Here is a 17,569-nt window from a genome sequence, read left to right as displayed (position 1 = left end):
AGAGGATTTCCCGACCCTGTTCGACAGGGCCGGGTGACTTGAGCGCTTAAAGGTCGCCGTAGCCCAACGAACGCAGGGCGCGTTCGTCATCGGACCAGCCGCCTTTGACCTTGACCCAAAGGTTGAGCATGACCTTGGAATCGAACAACAACTCCATGTCGCGACGGGCATCGCTGCCGATGCGCTTGATACGCTCACCCTTGTCGCCAATGATGATCTTCTTCTGGCCATCGCGCTCGACCAGGATCAAGGCGTGGATGTGCAGGGTGCGGCCCTGCTGCTTGAATTCTTCGATCTCGACCGTGATCTGGTACGGAAGCTCGGCGCCCAGCTGGCGCATGATTTTCTCGCGAACCAGCTCGGCGGCTAGAAAACGGCTGCTGCGGTCGGTAATCTGGTCTTCCGGGAAGAAGTGATCGTTTTCCGGCAGATGCGAGGCAATCAGCCCTTCCAGCGCTTCGAGGTTATGCCCGTGTTGCGCGGAGATCGGCACGATGGACGCGTTCGGCAGCTGGCCTTGCAGCCATTCCAGGTGCGGCATCAGCTCGCCCTTGTCCTCGATCCGGTCGGTCTTGTTGATCGCCAGAATCACCGGGCCCTGCACATACTGAACGCGTTCGAGCACCATCTGGTCTTCGTCGGTCCAACGGGTGCGATCCACCACGAAGATCACCACGTCCACGTCCTTCAACGCAGCCGAAGCGGTCTTGTTCATGTAGCGGTTGAGCGCTTTGTCGCTGTTCTTGTGCATGCCCGGCGTGTCGACGTAGATCGCCTGCACGGCGCCTTCGGTCTTGATGCCCAGCATGTTGTGGCGTGTGGTCTGCGGCTTGCGCGAAGTGATCGCCAGCTTTTGACCCAGGATGTGGTTGAGCAGCGTCGACTTGCCTACGTTGGGCCGGCCGACGATGGCGACATAGCCACAGCGTGTTGCAGTTGTATCAGTCATGACCGTTCTCCACGCCCAGGGCAATGAGTGCTGCGGCCGCGGCTACCTGTTCGGCAATCCGACGGCTGACACCCTGGCCTCGACTCTTTTCATTCAATAAGGTGATCTCGCACTCGACGAAGAATGTTCGGCAGTGCGGTTCGCCCTGGATATCCACCACTTCGTATCGCGGCAATTCACAGGCACGGGACTGGAGGAATTCCTGCAGCCGGGTTTTCGGGTCTTTATTGGTATCGACCAGCGTCAGGCTGTCGAACTCGGTGGTCAGCCAGGCCAGCACACGCTCGCGTGCCGCCTCCATGCCGGAGTCCAGATAGATGGCACCGATCAGCGCTTCGAGTGCATCGGCCAGGATCGATTCACGGCGAAAACCGCCGCTCTTCAATTCGCCGGAACCCAGCCGCAAGTATTCGCCCAGATCGAAACCGCGGGCCAGCAGCGCCAGGGTCTCACCTTTCACCAGGCGTGCACGCAAGCGGGACAGCTGGCCTTCACGGGCCTGGGGGAAACGCTCGAACAGCGCTTCGCCCGCGACGAAGTTGAGGATCGCGTCACCGAGAAACTCCAGCCGCTCATTGTTGCGGCCGGCGAAACTGCGGTGAGTCAACGCAAGGACCATCAGTTCCTGATCCTTGAAGGTATAGCCGAGCTGACGCTCCAGGCGGCTCAAGGATACGCTCACGGTCTGCCCACGCTGAATTGCTGGTCAAACTTCAGGACCAGGTCAATGTTCATGATCAACGGCTCGCGCTGTTCGTATTTCAAATGGGCGTTGAACTTGTTGTTCGCCACCGTCACCTTTAACGCGTTGTTCAAATCCACATCCCGAATACTGTTGACCTGCATGCTTTTACCGACATAACTGTAAAAATCGTCGACCGTGGTGATGTCCAGAGTCTGATTGCTGTCGACCGCCTCGATGGTCTTCTTCATCGATAGGTAGTCGAGATAGTGAGGAACCAGCTTGAAGGCCGTGCTCGCCACGAAAGCGACCAGCGCCAGCATTACCAGCCAGCCCACGAATGAGAGCCCTTTTTGCGAAGCGGAAAACGCCATGTGCGACCTGACCTCAAGGATAGCCCGCCTGCGTGATCGAACGGATCAATCGATCAACCGCGACTTCGAGCCAGCCGGAAATGACAGGTGGCGCTGTCTGAGCAGCGCCACCTCGATTACTTGATCAACCCTACGCGCGAAAAGTTCGGGAAGTGGCTGAGCTTGGGCTCAGGCCAACTCATCCACACCGCGAAGGCCTTGCCCACGATGTTCTTGTCCGGAACCATGCCCAGCTCCGACTTCGGAATGTTCGGATCGTCCCAGTAACGGCTGTCGTTGGAGTTGTCGCGGTTGTCGCCCATCATGAAATAGTGACCGGCCGGCACTGTCCATTCGTTGTCAGGCGGCGCACGGTAGCGGCTCATCTCCTGACGGATCTGGTGTTCGACCGCGCCCAGCTGCTCTTCATACAGCTCCGCGCTGCCCAGCGTTCCCGGCTCGGAGCCGATCAGCTTCTTGGCCACCAGTTCACCGTTGACGAACAGACGCTTGTCGCTGGTGTAGCGCACATGGTCGCCCGGCAGCCCGACTACCCGCTTGATGTAGTTGACGCTCGGGTCGCTTGGGTAGCGAAACACCATGACATCGCCACGCTGCGGGTCGCCGATCTCGATGATCTTCTGGTCCAGCACCGGCAGGCGGATACCGTACGAGAACTTGTTCACCAGGATGAAATCACCCACATCGAGTGTCGGCTTCATCGAGCCCGAAGGGATCTGGAAGGGTTCCACCAGAAACGAACGCAGCACCAGAACGATGAACAGTACCGGGAAGAACGACTTGCCATATTCGACCAGCAGGGGTTCTTTGTTCAAACGCTCCACGACCGCCATGTCCGGCTGACCGACCGTGCCCTGATAGTTCGAAATGGCCGCCCGGCGCCGAGGCGCCAGGATGACCAGATCAAGCAGTGCGAGCAAGCCACAGACAAAAACGGCGATGACCAACAACAGCGGGAAATTTAGTGACATAGGACCTGACTATTCCAACCTGAGCACTGCAAGGAAAGCTTCTTGTGGAATTTCCACGTTGCCGACCTGCTTCATGCGTTTCTTACCGGCCTTCTGCTTTTCCAGCAATTTGCGCTTACGGCTAACGTCGCCACCGTAACACTTGGCCAGTACGTTCTTTCTGAGCGCCTTGACGGTTGTTCGTGCCACGATCTGACCACCGATGGCAGCCTGAATTGCAACGTCGAACATCTGCCGCGGAATCAGCTCTTTCATCTTCTCCGTCAACGCACGACCTTTGAAGTGAGCGTTGTCGCGGTGCACGATCAACGCCAGGGCATCGACCTTCTCGCCGTTGATCAGCACATCGAGTTTGACCAGATTGGCCGACTGGTAACGATCGAAATGATAGTCCAGCGACGCGTAGCCACGGCTGACCGACTTGAGACGGTCGAAGAAGTCCAGAACCACTTCGTTCATCGGCAGGTCGTAGCTCACTTGCACCTGAGTGCCAAGGAACAGCATGTCACGCTGTACGCCGCGCTTCTCGATGCACAGCGTAATGACGTTACCCAGGTGCTCTTGAGGCACAAGAATATTCGCCCGCACGATCGGCTCGCGCATGTCTTCGATGGCGGACACGTCCGGCAGCTTGGACGGGTTGTCGACGTAGATCGTTTCACCAGTCTTGAGCACCAGCTCGAAGATAACGGTCGGCGCGGTGGTGATCAGGTCCAGGTCGTACTCTCGCTCCAGGCGCTCCTGGATGATTTCCATGTGCAGCATGCCCAGGAAGCCGCAACGGAAACCGAAGCCGAGGGCATCGGAGCTTTCCGGCAGGTATTGCAGCGACGAGTCGTTGAGGGTCAGCTTCTGCAATGCTTCGCGGAAGTCCTCGAAGTCATCGGAGCTGACCGGGAACAGACCGGCGTAAACCTGCGGCTGAATGCGCTTGAAGCCGGCCAGCACTTCGACGTCCGGCGTGGAGCTGAGCGTCAGGGTATCGCCGACCGGGGCACCGTGGATGTCCTTGATGCCTGCAATGATGAAGCCTACTTCACCGGCTTTCAGATCGACGGTCGCGGTGTGCTTGGGATTGAACACACCCACGCTGTCGACCAGATGGATCTTGCCGGTCGACTTGACGAGGATCTTGTCGCCCTTCTTGACCCGGCCGTGGCGCACGCGCACCAGGGACACGACGCCCAGATAGTTGTCGAACCAGGAGTCGATGATCAACGCTTGCAGCGGATCTTCGATATTGCCGGTCGGGGCAGGAATAGTGGCTACCAGACGCTCCAGCACCTCGTCCACGCCCATGCCGCTCTTGGCACTGCATGCCACGGCGTCGGTAGCGTCGATACCGATGATCTTCTCGATCTCTTCCTTGACGCGGTCGGGATCGGCCTGCGGCAGGTCCATCTTGTTCAGCACCGGCATGACCTCAAGGCCCTGCTCGATAGCGGTGTAGCAGTTGGCGACCGATTGCGCCTCGACGCCCTGGCCGGCATCCACAACCAGCAAAGCGCCTTCACACGCTGCCAGGGAACGGCTGACTTCATAGGTGAAGTCGACGTGCCCAGGGGTGTCGATGAAGTTCAACTGGTAGGTGATACCGTCTTTGGCCTTGTAATAGAGGGTAACGCTGTGCGCCTTGATGGTGATGCCGCGCTCACGCTCCAGATCCATGGAGTCGAGAACCTGCGCTTCCATTTCGCGCTCGGACAGGCCACCGCACATTTGAATGAAGCGGTCGGCCAGCGTCGACTTGCCATGGTCAATGTGGGCGATGATGGAGAAATTGCGGATATGACTCAAATCACTCACGGATCAACACTCAAAAAGGTTGCAGGCAGTTTACCCGCCGAAAAATAGCCGGGAATTGTACCTGATTGAAGCAAGGGGCGTCACGCATGCAGGCGACTCCCCTGGCCGGCGCCTTAATGGCGGGCACAAAAAAGGGCGGTATAAGCCGCCCTTTTTCGTCAAACCGATCCGTTACTCGGAGAGTTTGAAGGTGATGAATGTCGCCCGGCCCTGACGCAGTACGCGCATCGAGACCGAACGGTCCTTCGGCAGCCCTTTGGCGACGTCGGTGAACTGCTTGGCGGAACTGATCGCCTGGTTGTTCAGATGGGTGATGACATCGCCAGGCTGCAGACCGATCAGCGACGCCGGGCCACCTAGAACGTCCTTAATGACAACGCCACCCTTGAGATCCAGGCTCTTCTTCTGCTCGGCTGTCAGTTCGATGACCGAGACGCCCAGACGGTTGCTGCTGCGCTCGCTGCCCGTGCCCGGCGTGCCACCCATTTCCTGGCCTTCGTCCGGCAACGCGCCGACGGTTACCGTGATGGTCTGACGCTTGCCGTCACGAATCACTTCAAGTTCAGCCTTGCTGCCGTCCTTGAGGTTGCCGATCAGATGCGGCAGGTCGGCTGACATGATCACCGGCTGACCGTTGGCGCTCAGGATCACGTCGCCCACTTGCAGACCGCCCTTGGCTGCCGGACCGTCCTCCAGCACCTGTGCCACCAGCGCACCGGCCGGCTTGTCCAGACCGAACGACTCGGCCAGGTCCTTGTTGACCTCCTGGATCACGACACCCAGCCAGCCGCGATTGACCTTGCCGCTGGCCTTGAGCTGGTTAGCGACATCGAGGGCTACGTCAATCGGGATAGCGAACGACAGCCCCATGAAACCACCGGAACGGGTGAAGATCTGCGAGTTGATCCCGACCACTTCGCCCGCCATGTTGAACAGCGGACCGCCGGAGTTACCGGGGTTGATCGCTACGTCAGTCTGGATAAACGGCACGTAGGTATCGTTCGGAAGACTGCGGCCCTTCGCACTCACGATGCCCTTGGTCACCGAATGATCAAAACCGAAAGGCGAACCGATGGCCAGGACCCACTCGCCCACTTTCAGCTTGTTGGAGTTACCCAGCTTTGCGGTCGGCAGGTTTTTGCCTTCGATCTTGAGCACCGCGACGTCCGTGCGCGGGTCGGTGCCTACCAGTGTGGCCTTCAACTCGCTGCGATCCGAAAGCCGCACGAGGATCTCGTCGGCGCCGTCGATCACATGGTTGTTGGTGAGCACGTAGCCATCGGCGGAAATGATGAAGCCCGAACCCAGCGACTGGGCCTCGCGCTGGCGGTCGCCTTTTCCTGGCGGCCGAGATCCCGGCGGCATGCTGCGCTCAAGGAATTCCCGAAGCATAGGCGGCAGGCCTTCCAGATCAGGCATCTGCTGACCCGCAACGGCTCGGTCCGGCAACTTCTGGCGGGTACTGATGTTCACCACGGCGGGCGATGCCTGCTCGACCAGCCCGGTGAAGTCCGGCAGGTCTTCGGCTTGAGCCGTGGCGACCTGGCCAAGCATCAGCACGGCCGCGAACAGTGACAGATAAGATTTCATGCGTGGTATCGACATACGGCTCCCGTTCATAACGAGCAAAGTTAAGCAGTACAGAGCGACCAATCCGAAAGCCCGGCAAAGAACCGGTGCCTGCCCCGGATCAGCTTCACGGCCCCACAAACGACAAAGGCCAGAGCGGCAAGGCTGTGACCTATAGAAAAAAACGGGAGTTTTTGCAACCTGCAAAGCTCACCAAACATTTCAGTACTCAGCCCAGGGCCAGCTTGACTGCGGTCTGGCGGCGTATCGGCCCGAGATGAAATCTTCTACATCTCGGGGCTTTGCAGCTCGGTGCTGCTTGTTTGAGTGCTACTTGGTGGCTTGCGGCTCATTGCTGCGCATCGACAGCGCTATCCGCTCGGCGGTGCCCATCGGGATCTCTCCGACCACCGTCACCATAGCGTCACCTTGCGGCGTTGTCAGGCGACGAGAGACAGCGACCGTAGGCCCCAGCTGGGTGCGGATATCAGCAGACGATGCGCCGCTCACCCGCTCGACGAAGACAGACACACGCGCCAGTCCGTCGCCATACATCAGTGAAGTCACCAGCGCATTCGTAGCCGGGTCCTTGCGCACGCCGCTACTGGTGATTTCGAAACCCGGCGGCACCCATTCGGAGCGCCATTCCACAGGGGAAATCACGGCTTGCGGCTTCGCCCGGGTTACCGTTACCGGCTTGCACTCCGCGCTTGGCTGCAGAATCTGGTCCGTCGGGATCGTGGTATCAAAATCGGTGAACTGAAAACGCTCAAGCAATTGCCCCTTGTCACTCAATAGAAGTGACTTGAGGATCAGGCCAGTGGCGTTATCAATGTGCAGTTCTACACCATAACGGTGTTGATCTTTGGGTGTAATCGCCAGAATCGACGCCGCACGACCAGCGACCCTGGATGCGCCGACCATCTTGAGGTCGTACCAGGCCGAAAGCTTCTTGGCATCGAGAACGTGTGCGGAGGATTCGGGCGGGCTGGCGACACCCGGGACCAGAGTCCCGCTGACGCACTGGGTCAAACCCCCGACTCGAACGACCTCTTGTGCCGAACCGTCAAGCTGCAGCAAACGCTCGTGGATCTTGCCATCGCCCACGCGATGCCAGATCCGATGAGTCGAAAAGCTGCCGTTGCGTTCGTAAACGAAGGTTCCCTGGTAACTCTGCTGGTCCGCTTGCGCGAGACGCCTCAGCGCATCCTGCGCTTCATCAGCATGTACCGGGAGGACAAGCCATCCACCAAACAATAGAGAGCAAAGACGGACGGCTCGCATGCACTTCCTTAACGGTTTTCCAGGCTGGCCGCACGAGCGTAAGGCAGCGCGGTTTCAGTACCTTTCACAGCAGCATCCTGAGCGTGCTGACGCAGGTAACCTGGCAGACGGCTATCGTCCTCACCGGCCTGACCTTGCAATACACCGTTGGCCATAGGACCCGGAGCCTGCTCGCTGCTCTCGGTGTAACCGGCCAGAACTGCCGGACCCCTGACCTGTGGCATGGACAGGGTAGCTGGCTGCTGACCTTGCTGAGCAAGCTGAGCACCGGCGATATCCTCCTGGTTGTACAGGCGAACACCTGCCAGAACAGCGACAGTGACCGACGCTGCTACGGCCAGACGACCCAGGGCGCGCCATGGACCACGAGCCGCCTTCAGCGGGCTGACTTCATCGGCGATCGCGGCGGAAACTGCTGCCGAGATATCCAGATGTGGCATCAACAGCTCTTTGTGCATTGCTGCACGGGCAATCTGATAACGCGACCATGTGGCACGTGTATCCGCATCGTCGATGGCATTCAGCACACGACGCAATTCCAATTCGTCCGCTTCGTTATCCATCACTGCGGACAGCGATTCCTGCAGGGCTTCACGACTCATGGCGGGTTCCTCTCTTGGGCTATCGCCGCTGTCTCAGGATTCCTGCAACAACGGCTGCAGGGCTTTATCGATGGCTTCCCGAGCGCGAAAGATCCGAGAGCGCACGGTACCAACAGGACATTGCATGACGCTCGCAATGTCTTCGTAACTCAGACCGTCGAATTCACGTAAAGTTAGAGCCGTACGCAAATCTTCCGGGAGAAGCTGGATGGTTCGATGGACAGTGCCCTCGATTTCATCCCTCAACAATGCACGCTCCGGCGACTCGATGTCCTTGAGGCCGTGATCGCCATCGTAGAACTCCGCGTCTTCAGACCTCACATCGCTATCCGGCGGCCTGCGACCGCGTGACACCAGATAGTTTTTCGCCGTGTTGATGGCGATACGGTACAGCCATGTATAGAAAGCACTGTCACCGCGAAAATTGCCGAGTGCACGGTACGCCTTGATAAAGGCTTCCTGTGCAACATCCTGAGCCTCATGGGTGTCGTGCACGAATCGCACGATCAACCCTAGAATCTTGTGCTGGTATTTCAGCACCAACAGATCAAATGCTCGCGTGTCGCCGCGCTGTACGCGCTCGACCAGCTGCTGATCCTCTTCCTGGGTTAGCATGAACACTCCTCATTGAGCTTGAAGGAGCGTCGCAACTGATAATGTTCAGGCTCGCAAACATAGACTCGGGCTTTACGCAAAAGTTCTCCCCCTTCAAGCAAGTTTCCTGCGGGCGGTCATAAGCCTGCACGAAAAACGCAGCTCGACATGGCCGGCTGCGTGAATAGTCTTGTCGTCGATCCGCCGTCGATGATGATCAATCGAACCCTGCGTGAAGCCGACGCTGTTCCCTTTAAGGCAACCTGCTATTGAGCCCGGGGCACCTGGAAAGTTCCCGGAAATCCGGTACAGGCGCAAGACCCGCAACGCACATCGCGTCGATAATCAGCGGGAATGAAGACGACACCAACCCGAGCGACCGAAAAACGGTGTGCATGACGCCAGGGACTGGAGCACAATCCATGCCCGCCGTGGTCTCACATTGCCATGAGGCGCGGCTATTGTGCCGATCCCCCCTTACTTATACTAGTGGCCGTTAAAGGCGATATTCACTCATGAGCCAACATTTTCAGCATGATGTCCTGGTGATAGGCAGCGGCGCCGCGGGCTTGAGCCTGGCGCTCACCCTTCCCGCGCACCTGCGAATCGCCGTCCTGAGCAAGGGCGATCTGTCGAACGGTTCGACTTTCTGGGCCCAGGGCGGCGTCGCGGCAGTTCTCGACGACACCGACACCGTGCAATCTCATGTTGAAGATACGCTCAATGCCGGTGGCGGACTGTGCAATGAAGAGGCGGTTCGCTTCACCGTCGAGCACAGTCGAGAGGCCATCCAGTGGCTGATCGATCAAGGCGTGCCGTTCACGCGCGGCGAGCAATCGGACAGCGATGAGAGCGGCTTCGAGTTTCACCTGACCCGCGAAGGCGGACACAGCCACAGGCGGATCATTCACGCGGCAGACGCCACTGGCGCGGCAATTTTCAAGACGCTGCTGGAGCAGGCACGACAGCGACCGAACATTCAGTTGCTCGATCAGTGCGCCGCCATTGACCTGATCACCGAACGCCGCCTTGGTCTCCAAGGCCAGCGCTGCCTTGGCGCTTACGTGCTCAATCGCCGCAGCGGCGAGGTCGATACCTTCGCCGCCCGCTTCACGATTCTGGCTTCAGGTGGCGCGGCCAAAGTCTATCTGTACACCAGCAACCCCGACGGCGCCTGCGGTGATGGCATCGCCATGGCCTGGCGTGCGGGCTGCCGGGTGGCCAATCTGGAATTCAATCAGTTTCACCCGACGTGTCTGTATCACCCGCAAGCCAAGAGCTTCCTCATTACCGAGGCGCTGCGTGGCGAAGGCGCGTACCTGAGATTGCCGAACGGCGAGCGGTTCATGCCACGCTTCGATGAACGCGCCGAACTCGCGCCGAGGGACATCGTCGCTCGCGCCATCGACCATGAGATGAAACGCCTGGGCATCGACTGCGTGTTTCTGGACATCACCCACAAATCCGAAGCTTTCATCAAGACGCACTTCCCGACCGTCTATGAACGCTGCCTGGAATTTTCCATCGATATCACCCGCCAGCCGATCCCGGTGGTTCCCGCTGCGCATTACACCTGCGGCGGTGTGATGGTCGACAGCCAGGGACGTACGGACGTGCCCGGTCTGTATGCAATTGGCGAGACCAGCTTCACTGGCCTGCACGGTGCCAACCGGATGGCCAGCAACTCTCTGCTGGAGTGCTTCGTCTACGCGCGCTCCGCAGCAGGACACATCGAGGCACTGCTGCCCGACGTCCCGATGCCAGCCAATTTGCCCGCTTGGGACGCCAGCCAGGTAACCGACTCCGACGAAGACGTGATCATTGCCCACAACTGGGACGAGTTGCGGCGCTTCATGTGGGACTACGTGGGAATCGTGCGCACCAACAAGCGCCTGCAACGCGCCCGGCACCGGGTGCAGTTGCTGCTCGACGAGATCGATGAGTTCTACAGCAACTACAAGGTCAGTCGCGACCTGATCGAGCTGAGGAATCTGGCGCAGGTGGCCGAATTGATGATTCGCTCGGCGATGGAGCGCAAGGAAAGCCGCGGGCTGCATTACACCCTCGACTATCCGGACATGCTGCCTGAAGCGCTGGACACTATCCTGGTTCCACCGAACCACGCCGACTGAACTTCAGACGCACGCGCAGGCGCCGGTGAACATCCGGCGCCGCCGCATCAAACGGAATACAAGCGCTACGGACCCGACCCTGCAAGCGCCCATTGCAAACCAGCCGAAAGCGCAGGACGACGACCAGCGGCAGCACAACGCTGTCGTTGCAAACGTGCACATCCTGCCAACCGTCCCGCTTGCTCCAGATCTGCCAGCCATCGATACCGCGTCGGAGCCCGGTGTAGGCAGTGTCATGATCGAGCGCAATCGCCCGCGGCAGGACCAGAATTGCGTGCGTCAGGCACAACAGCGCGCCCAGGCCTGCGGCCCACGGGGAGATGTCGAGGCAGTACAACGAGAAAAGCGCCAGCGCCTGAGCGCCGAGATAGGCCGTCAGCAGCAGCCGTGAAGCCTGCCAACGGCATTCGAAGTGGTTACTCGGGCTGGACACGATCCAGAATCATGCGAACCATGCGCTGCAATTCGGGATCTTCGGATTCGGCGCGTTGCATGAACCAGCCGAACATATCCTGATCCTCGCACGTCAGCAGACGCCGATAGAGCTCCCGATCCACGTCATTCAGGTTTGGATAGACTTCCTTCACGAAAGGGACCAACAGCACGTCCAGTTCAAGCATACCGCGGCGGCTGTGCCAGTAAAGGCGGTTGAGTTCGACGTCTTCGACCATGGAGCGCTCCTCAAAGTAGGCGGCGAGTATACAGGCGCCAGCCGGCCGAGCGAATCGTGCAATGGTCGCAGCAGTTTTCATGTGCCCATATTCATAATCGCAACACGGCACTATGATGTGCCCCAGACAATTTTCACTTGCGATGACCATGGCCCACTCAGCTTTCTTCTGCACGCTTTCCCACGAAGGCGTTCTTGCCGTTCGCGGCGTGGACGCCGGCAAATTCCTGCAAGGTCAATTGACCTGCAACCTCAACTATCTGAGCGATGAAAAATCCGGTCTTGGCGCCCGCTGCACGCAAAAGGGCCGGATGCAGTCCAGCTTTCGCATCCTGCTCGATGGCACCGATTGCCTTTTGGCAATGGCCAGCGAGCTGATCGAGCCGCAACTGCTCGACCTGCGCAAATACGCCGTGTTCTCCAAATCGAAGCTGACCGATGAAAGCGAAAGCTGGGTGCGCTTTGGATTGCAGAATGCCGATGAGGCGCTGAGCGGGCTTGGCCTGGACCTGCCGCAGGACACCGACAGCGTTGTCCGCGCCAATGCACTGGTAGCGACGCGCGTTTCGCCGGGTCGCGCAGAGCTCTGGGTGCCCGCCAGCGAATCAACGTCGGTTCAGTCGCATCTTGCCGCGCAACTGGCTCAAGCTTCCCTGAACGACTGGCTGCTCGGCCAGATTCGCGCCGGCGTCGGCCAGGTTTTTGGCAGCACTCGCGAAGAGTTCATCCCGCAGATGATCAACCTGCAGGCGGTCGGCGGTGTCAGCTTCAAGAAAGGTTGCTACACCGGCCAGGAAATCGTTGCGCGCATGCAGTACCTTGGCAAGCTCAAGCGCAGGCTCTATCGCCTGACGGCGGAAGGCGACGAACTCCCGGAACCGGGCACTGCGCTGTTTTCTCCAGTCAATACGAGCTCTGCCGGCAACGTTGTCATCGCGGCTCGTGCCGATCAGGGCATCGAGCTGCTGGCGGTACTGCAGGCCGACGCGGCCGAAGGTGGGCAGGTTCATCTCGGCTCTCCGGACGGCCCGACACTGCAACTGTGTGAACTGCCCTATCTGCTGGACAGCAAGCTCGAAATACAACGCTGAAACAACGGTCACTCAATCTATCCGGTTACCCGGGCGTCGACAGCGCCCGGAAGATCCCGGACACCCCCAACAGCTGCGAGATGCAACATGAGCAAGATGGCTGACGAGGTGCAGAGGAATTTGATCAAGGCCATCGACAGAGATGCCTTGTTTTTGCCGACCCTGCCGGAAGTAGCACTGAAGATCCGCCTTGCCGCCGAGGACACTGAAATCAGTATCGCGGCGCTGAGCAAGGTGATCGGCAGTGACACAGCGTTGTCGGCCCGCATGATCAAGGTGGCGAACAGCCCGCTGCTGCGCGCCAACTTCGAAGTCAGTGACGTGAACACAGCGATCCGCCGGCTGGGCGTCAATTACACCTGCAATCTGGCGATCGGGCTGGTGGTCGAGCAGATGTTTCACGCCAAGTCTGAAGTCATCGAACAGAAGATGCGCGATATCTGGAAGCAGAGTCTGCAAGTGGCGGGCATCAGTTACAGCCTGTGCCAGCGCTATACGTCGCTCAAGCCGGACCAGGCCACGCTGGCCGGTCTGATACATCTGATCGGTATCCTGCCGATCCTGACTTATGCCGAAGACCATTACGAACTGCTCGCCGACCCGATCAGCCTCAATCATGTGATCGACAATATCCACCCGATCATCGGCGAGCGTCTGCTGCGCTCATGGGACTTCCCCGACGCGCTGGCCTCAGTACCGGCGCGCTTTCAGGACTTTACCCGGGTTTCGAAAAGCGCCGATTACATCGATCTGGTGCAGGTCGCCACCATCCACATCCATCGGCATACCTCGCACCCGTTCAGCCAGATCGACATCGTCGACCTGCCCGCCTTTCAGCAATTGAGGCTCAACCCGGCCGGCGGGGCGCTGAGTGCGGAAATGGACGAAGCGATGACCATGCTTTACTGATGCACCGGAAAACTGACCCGAACCTTCAAACCGCCATCCGCGCCATCGTGCAAGGTGATCTGCGCCAGGTGCGCGCGGCAGATCTCGCCGACGATCGCCAGCCCCAGACCTGAACCACTGCCCTGCGGACTGCGTCGGTAGAAGCGCTCGAAAACCCTGTCCCGATCCGCGAGCGGAATGCCCGGCCCGTCGTCTTCGACCTCCAGCACACCCGGCGCGCTGACCCGCAGCACCACGTTGCCGCCCGCGGGAGTATGCGCCAGCGCGTTGTCGATCAGATTGCTGAGCAATTCGTTGAGCAAGGTCGGCTCGCCGCGCAACCAGACCGGCTGCTCGGCTTCCAGCGCCAGCGCTACACCGCGTGCATGAGCCAGAGGCGCCATTGCCATGCCCAGCTCTCGCGCCAACTGGCTGAGATCGAGCTGTTGCGCGCCACCCTCGGCGATCGCCCGGGCGCCGTTTTCGATACGTGCCAGCGACAGCAGCTGGTTGGCCAGATGCGTGAGCCGATCCGTGCCCTGTGCGGCAGACTCAAGCGTCGTGCGCCATTGCGTCGGGTCCCGCTCACGCAGCCCGAGTTCGACCCGCGCCTTCAATGCCGCCAGCGGCGTGCGCAGTTCGTGGGCAGCGTCGGCAATGAACTGTGCCTGACGCTCGAACTGCACGCGCAAACGTTCGGTGAAATGATTGAGCGCACCCACCAGCGGACGCAGTTCATGCTGGACCTCCACCATGGGCAATGCGCGCAAGTCATCGGGCTGGCGCTCTTCCACCGCAGTGCGCAAGCGCTCCAGCGGCCGCAATGCGGCACTGACCGTGAACCAGACCAACAGCAAGGCACCGCCACCCAGCATGCCAAGCCGCAACAGGGTATCGGCCATCAGACTGCGCGCCATGCCGACGCGCGCTTCCTGCGTTTCGGCGACGCGAATTTCGGCGATCCCGTTCATGCCCGGCTCGCTCACTGGCTTGAGCAGGCTGACCACTCGTACATCCTGACCCAGATAACGGCCGTTATAGAAACTGGCGAGCGCCGGGTAATCATCGGTTCGCAACGTGCCAGGCGGCGGTGACGGCAGATTCTCGAAACCGGAAATCAGTTTCTTGTTGATATCGTTGACCTGGTAGTAGATCCGCCCTTCGCTGTCGTAGGCGAAGGTGTCGAGCGCCACATATGGAATGTCGGCGCTCAACGTTCCGTCACGCTGCGTGAGACCGGCGGCGATGGTGCGCGCGGACGCCAGCAGGGTACGGTCGTAGGCCGTATCCGCCACTTCCCGCCCGTTCCAGTAGGCGCTCATGCCGCTGGCCAGCATCAGCACGACCAGCAGCAGTGCAAGGTTCCATAACAGCCGCCAGCGCAGGCTGTCGTTATTCATCGCGGCTTTCCAGCAGGTAACCCAGGCCACGAAAGGTAACGATGGCTACCGAATGCCCGTCGAGCTTTTTGCGCAGCCGATGGATGTAGATCTCGATGGCGTCGGGACTGGCCTCTTCATCAAGGCCGAACACCTGTGCCGCAAGCTGCTCCTTGCTCATCACCCTGCCCGGCCGCGCAATCAGCGCTTCGAGAACCGCCTGCTCACGTGAGGTCAGCGCCAGCAGTTCGCCGCCGAGTGTGAAGCGCCGAGTGTCCAGATCATAGGCGAGCACACCGCAGCGCTGCTGTCGCTCGCCACCCAGCACGCTGCGGCGCAACAGCGCCTTGACCCGCGCTTCCAGCTCCGAGAGCTCGAAAGGTTTGGCCAGATAATCGTCGGCGCCCAGGTTCAGGCCATGCACCCGATCCTTGACGTCGCTGCGCGCGGTCAGCATCAGCACCGGCAGGTTCTTGCTGCGCGCGCGCAGCCGCGCCAGCACTTCAAAGCCGTCCATGCGCGGCAGCCCGACGTCCAGGATGGCGACGGCATACTCTTCGCTGCTCAGGGCCAGATCGGCGGCAACGCCATCGTGCAGCACGTCCACGTTCAAGCCCGCGCCCTTGAGCGCTTGCGCGACGCTTTCAGCCAGTTGCAGATGGTCTTCGACGAGAAGAACACGCATCGTCGTCTCCTGCTTTGTGAGTTATCAAGGCCAGCGGAGCCGGAGTTTACAGAGCTGCGGCAGGCTGTGAAGCACCGAAACACCTGGATGCCAGATTGCGCCCACCTGAAAACAAATTGAAAGCTTTGTGAAAGGTTCACCGTTTAGCATCGCGGTACGTCCCGCAAGAACGGGTACGATCAAGACGCCACTATGCGTCTGAACAATAAAAACAAAAACCGGAGTCAATCATGCCCATGCCCCTTGTGGCTCGACCGTCCGTTGCGTCTTCCCCGATTCTGACCTTTGCCGGCCAGCACGCCTTGCGTCCGCTGGATCGCCCGTCCGCGCCCATCTGAAAACCCGCTCGACAGCTTCTCTCATCCAAAAACAAGAATGCCCTGGAGACTGAAAATGAGACTTTCCCTGCGTCATATGGCCCTGACCGCCGGCTGCATGCTGGTTGCCACGCAATTGTTCGCCGCCGAACCCAAGCGTCCTGAATGCATCGCCCCGGCGTCACCGGGTGGCGGCTTCGACCTGACCTGCAAACTGGTACAGAGCGCGCTGATCAACGAAAAGATTCTGACCTCTCCGATGCGCGTGACCTACATGCCCGGTGGTGTTGGCGCCGTCGCCTATAACGCAGTGGTTGCACAGCGCCCTGCCGACGCAGGAACACTCGTGGCCTGGTCCAGCGGTTCGCTGCTGAACCTTGCGCAAGGCAAGTTCGGCCGGTTCGACGAGAACGCGGTGCGCTGGCTGGCAGCAGTCGGCACCAGCTACGGCGCGATCGCGGTGAAAAGCGACTCGCCGTACAAGAACCTCGATGACCTGGTGCAGGCCCTCAAGACCGACCCGAGCAAAGTCGTGATCGGCTCAGGCGGCACCGTCGGCAGCCAGGACTGGATGCAAACCGCGCTGATCGCCAAGGCGGCGGGCATCAACCCGCGCGCTCTGCGCTACGTGGCGCTGGAAGGCGGCGGCGAAATCGCTACTGCGTTGCTGGGCGGCCACATCCAGGTCGGCAGTACCGACATTTCCGACTCCATGCCGCACATCCTCAGCGGTGACATGCGCCTGCTGGCGGTCTTCGCCGACAAACGCATCGACGAGCCTGAAATGAAGAACATCCCGACCGCCAAAGAGCAAGGCTATGACATCGTCTGGCCGGTGGTTCGCGGCTTCTATCTGGGGCCGAAGGTCAGCGATGAAGATTACAACTGGTGGAAAGCCGCGTTCGACAAGGTCCTGGCCTCGGAAGACTTCGCCAAGCTGCGTGACCAGCGCGAGCTGTTCCCGTTTGCCATGACCGGCGCGGAGCTTGATGCGTACGTCAAGAAACAGGTCGCCGACTACAAGTTGCTGGCCAAGGAATTCGGCCTGATTCAGTGATCGAACCCCACTGACTGATCGGCCGCGCCTGTCAGACGGGCGCGGCCTGGGAGCTTTCCATGGTCATACAACGTATTTTCGCTGCCGTGCTCTTGCTGGTATGCGCAGGCCTGACCCTGATGGCCTGGCCTTATCAGGCGCCGTTTTCCTACGAGCCTGTAGGGCCCAGGGCCTTTCCATTGCTGCTGCTCGGGCTGATGGCTATCGCCCTGCTTTATCTGCTGATTCGTCCGACGCCCATCGTACACAGCGAAGACGAGCCGCCGCTGGATCGCGAAACGCTGATCAAGATCGGCACCTGCATTGCGCTGTTGCTGGTGTTCGCCGGCCTGTTCGAACCGCTGGGCTTCATCCTCAGCAGCATCCTGATCGGCATCCCCATGGCTCGCCTGTATGGCGGCCGCTGGATGCCCAGCATCGTGGTTGTGACTGCCATGAGCGTCGGCCTTTACCTGCTGTTCGATAAAGCCATGGACGTTCCGTTGCCCCTGGGTCTGCTCAGCGTTCTGGAGAATTAAC

Annotated in this window: 18 protein-coding genes; 5 read left to right on the top strand and 13 right to left on the bottom strand. The window is 60.0% G+C overall.

Features of this window, described 5'->3' with window-relative positions; all coding sequences use genetic code 11:
- Window positions 1–46: 46 nt before the first annotated feature.
- The 9 genes from era to rpoE all read right to left on the bottom strand — a co-directional run bounded on the left by era (window position 47) and on the right by rpoE (window position 8,852).
- Window positions 47–949 (bottom strand): GTPase Era, encoded by a 903-nt coding sequence (gene era, locus J3P77_RS05075; RefSeq protein ID WP_434680046.1) that lies wholly within the window; start codon window positions 947–949, stop codon window positions 47–49.
- The gene (gene rnc / locus J3P77_RS05070; RefSeq protein WP_434680044.1) at window positions 942–1,631 is read right to left on the bottom strand and encodes a ribonuclease III; all 690 of its coding nucleotides are present in this window, start codon (window positions 1,629–1,631) and stop codon (window positions 942–944) included. The genes era and rnc overlap by 8 nt, the downstream gene beginning before the upstream one ends.
- Window positions 1,628–2,005, bottom strand: a complete 378-nt coding sequence (locus J3P77_RS05065; RefSeq protein ID WP_434680042.1) for a DUF4845 domain-containing protein — start codon at window positions 2,003–2,005, stop codon at window positions 1,628–1,630. Before J3P77_RS05065 ends, rnc begins: the two co-directional genes overlap by 4 nt.
- Before the next feature lie 116 nt (window positions 2,006–2,121).
- On the bottom strand, window positions 2,122–2,976 hold the full coding sequence (gene lepB, locus J3P77_RS05060; protein ID WP_434680041.1) for a signal peptidase I: 855 nt from the start codon (window positions 2,974–2,976) through the stop codon (window positions 2,122–2,124).
- A 9-nt stretch (window positions 2,977–2,985) separates the two neighbouring features.
- On the bottom strand, window positions 2,986–4,782 hold the full coding sequence (gene lepA / locus J3P77_RS05055; RefSeq protein WP_434680038.1) for a translation elongation factor 4: 1,797 nt from the start codon (window positions 4,780–4,782) through the stop codon (window positions 2,986–2,988).
- A 171-nt stretch (window positions 4,783–4,953) separates the two neighbouring features.
- On the bottom strand, window positions 4,954–6,372 hold the full coding sequence (locus J3P77_RS05050; RefSeq protein WP_434680037.1) for a DegQ family serine endoprotease: 1,419 nt from the start codon (window positions 6,370–6,372) through the stop codon (window positions 4,954–4,956).
- A 309-nt stretch (window positions 6,373–6,681) separates the two neighbouring features.
- The gene (locus J3P77_RS05045) at window positions 6,682–7,635 is read right to left on the bottom strand and encodes a MucB/RseB C-terminal domain-containing protein (RefSeq protein ID WP_434680036.1); all 954 of its coding nucleotides are present in this window, start codon (window positions 7,633–7,635) and stop codon (window positions 6,682–6,684) included.
- 8 nt (window positions 7,636–7,643) lie between these two features.
- A complete protein-coding gene (locus J3P77_RS05040) occupies window positions 7,644–8,237 on the bottom strand; it encodes an RseA family anti-sigma factor (protein WP_434680034.1) in 594 nt (197 codons plus the stop codon).
- Between the two features lie 33 nt (window positions 8,238–8,270).
- Window positions 8,271–8,852 (bottom strand): RNA polymerase sigma factor RpoE, encoded by a 582-nt coding sequence (rpoE, locus tag J3P77_RS05035; RefSeq protein WP_002554912.1) that lies wholly within the window; start codon window positions 8,850–8,852, stop codon window positions 8,271–8,273.
- A 494-nt stretch (window positions 8,853–9,346) separates the two neighbouring features.
- Between rpoE and nadB the strand changes: the two genes are divergently transcribed.
- Window positions 9,347–10,963: an L-aspartate oxidase gene (gene nadB / locus J3P77_RS05030; protein ID WP_434680032.1), complete on the top strand. Its 1,617-nt coding sequence runs from the start codon at window positions 9,347–9,349 to the stop codon at window positions 10,961–10,963.
- On the opposite strand, the gene J3P77_RS05025 is transcribed toward nadB, so the two are convergent.
- Both J3P77_RS05025 and J3P77_RS05020 read right to left on the bottom strand, forming a co-directional pair.
- Window positions 10,932–11,396: a protein YgfX gene (locus J3P77_RS05025; protein ID WP_434680030.1), complete on the bottom strand. Its 465-nt coding sequence runs from the start codon at window positions 11,394–11,396 to the stop codon at window positions 10,932–10,934. The genes nadB and J3P77_RS05025 overlap by 32 nt on opposite strands.
- Window positions 11,380–11,634 carry a succinate dehydrogenase assembly factor 2 gene (locus tag J3P77_RS05020; protein WP_434680029.1) on the bottom strand — a complete coding sequence of 85 codons (255 nt, stop codon included), beginning with the start codon at window positions 11,632–11,634 and terminating at the stop codon, window positions 11,380–11,382. The genes J3P77_RS05025 and J3P77_RS05020 overlap by 17 nt, the downstream gene beginning before the upstream one ends.
- 148 nt (window positions 11,635–11,782) lie before the next feature.
- Between J3P77_RS05020 and J3P77_RS05015 the strand changes: the two genes are divergently transcribed.
- Window positions 11,783–12,724 carry a YgfZ/GcvT domain-containing protein gene (locus J3P77_RS05015; RefSeq protein ID WP_434680026.1) on the top strand — a complete coding sequence of 314 codons (942 nt, stop codon included), beginning with the start codon at window positions 11,783–11,785 and terminating at the stop codon, window positions 12,722–12,724.
- An 87-nt stretch (window positions 12,725–12,811) separates the two neighbouring features.
- On the top strand, window positions 12,812–13,633 hold the full coding sequence (locus J3P77_RS05010) for an HDOD domain-containing protein (protein ID WP_434680024.1): 822 nt from the start codon (window positions 12,812–12,814) through the stop codon (window positions 13,631–13,633).
- Here J3P77_RS05010 and J3P77_RS05005 read toward each other — a convergent pair.
- Complete coding sequence (locus J3P77_RS05005) at window positions 13,627–15,012, bottom strand: sensor histidine kinase (protein WP_434680022.1); 1,386 nt, start codon at window positions 15,010–15,012, stop codon at window positions 13,627–13,629. The genes J3P77_RS05010 and J3P77_RS05005 overlap by 7 nt on opposite strands.
- A complete protein-coding gene (locus J3P77_RS05000; protein WP_434680021.1) occupies window positions 15,005–15,676 on the bottom strand; it encodes a response regulator in 672 nt (223 codons plus the stop codon). Before J3P77_RS05000 ends, J3P77_RS05005 begins: the two co-directional genes overlap by 8 nt.
- Before the next feature lie 387 nt (window positions 15,677–16,063).
- Between J3P77_RS05000 and J3P77_RS04995 the strand changes: the two genes are divergently transcribed.
- Both J3P77_RS04995 and J3P77_RS04990 read left to right on the top strand, forming a co-directional pair.
- On the top strand, window positions 16,064–17,050 hold the full coding sequence (locus J3P77_RS04995) for a Bug family tripartite tricarboxylate transporter substrate binding protein (protein WP_434681892.1): 987 nt from the start codon (window positions 16,064–16,066) through the stop codon (window positions 17,048–17,050).
- A gap of 59 nt (window positions 17,051–17,109) precedes the next feature.
- Window positions 17,110–17,568 (top strand): tripartite tricarboxylate transporter TctB family protein, encoded by a 459-nt coding sequence (locus J3P77_RS04990; RefSeq protein WP_434680020.1) that lies wholly within the window; start codon window positions 17,110–17,112, stop codon window positions 17,566–17,568.
- Window position 17,569: the final 1 nt, after the last annotated feature.

The organism is Pseudomonas sp. R1-18 (genome assembly GCF_051132095.1).
In the GTDB taxonomy this organism is placed as follows: domain Bacteria; phylum Pseudomonadota; class Gammaproteobacteria; order Pseudomonadales; family Pseudomonadaceae; genus Aquipseudomonas.
The sequence above is the reverse complement of the archived record's forward strand: the minus strand, read 5'-3'. Positions and strand labels throughout refer to the sequence as shown.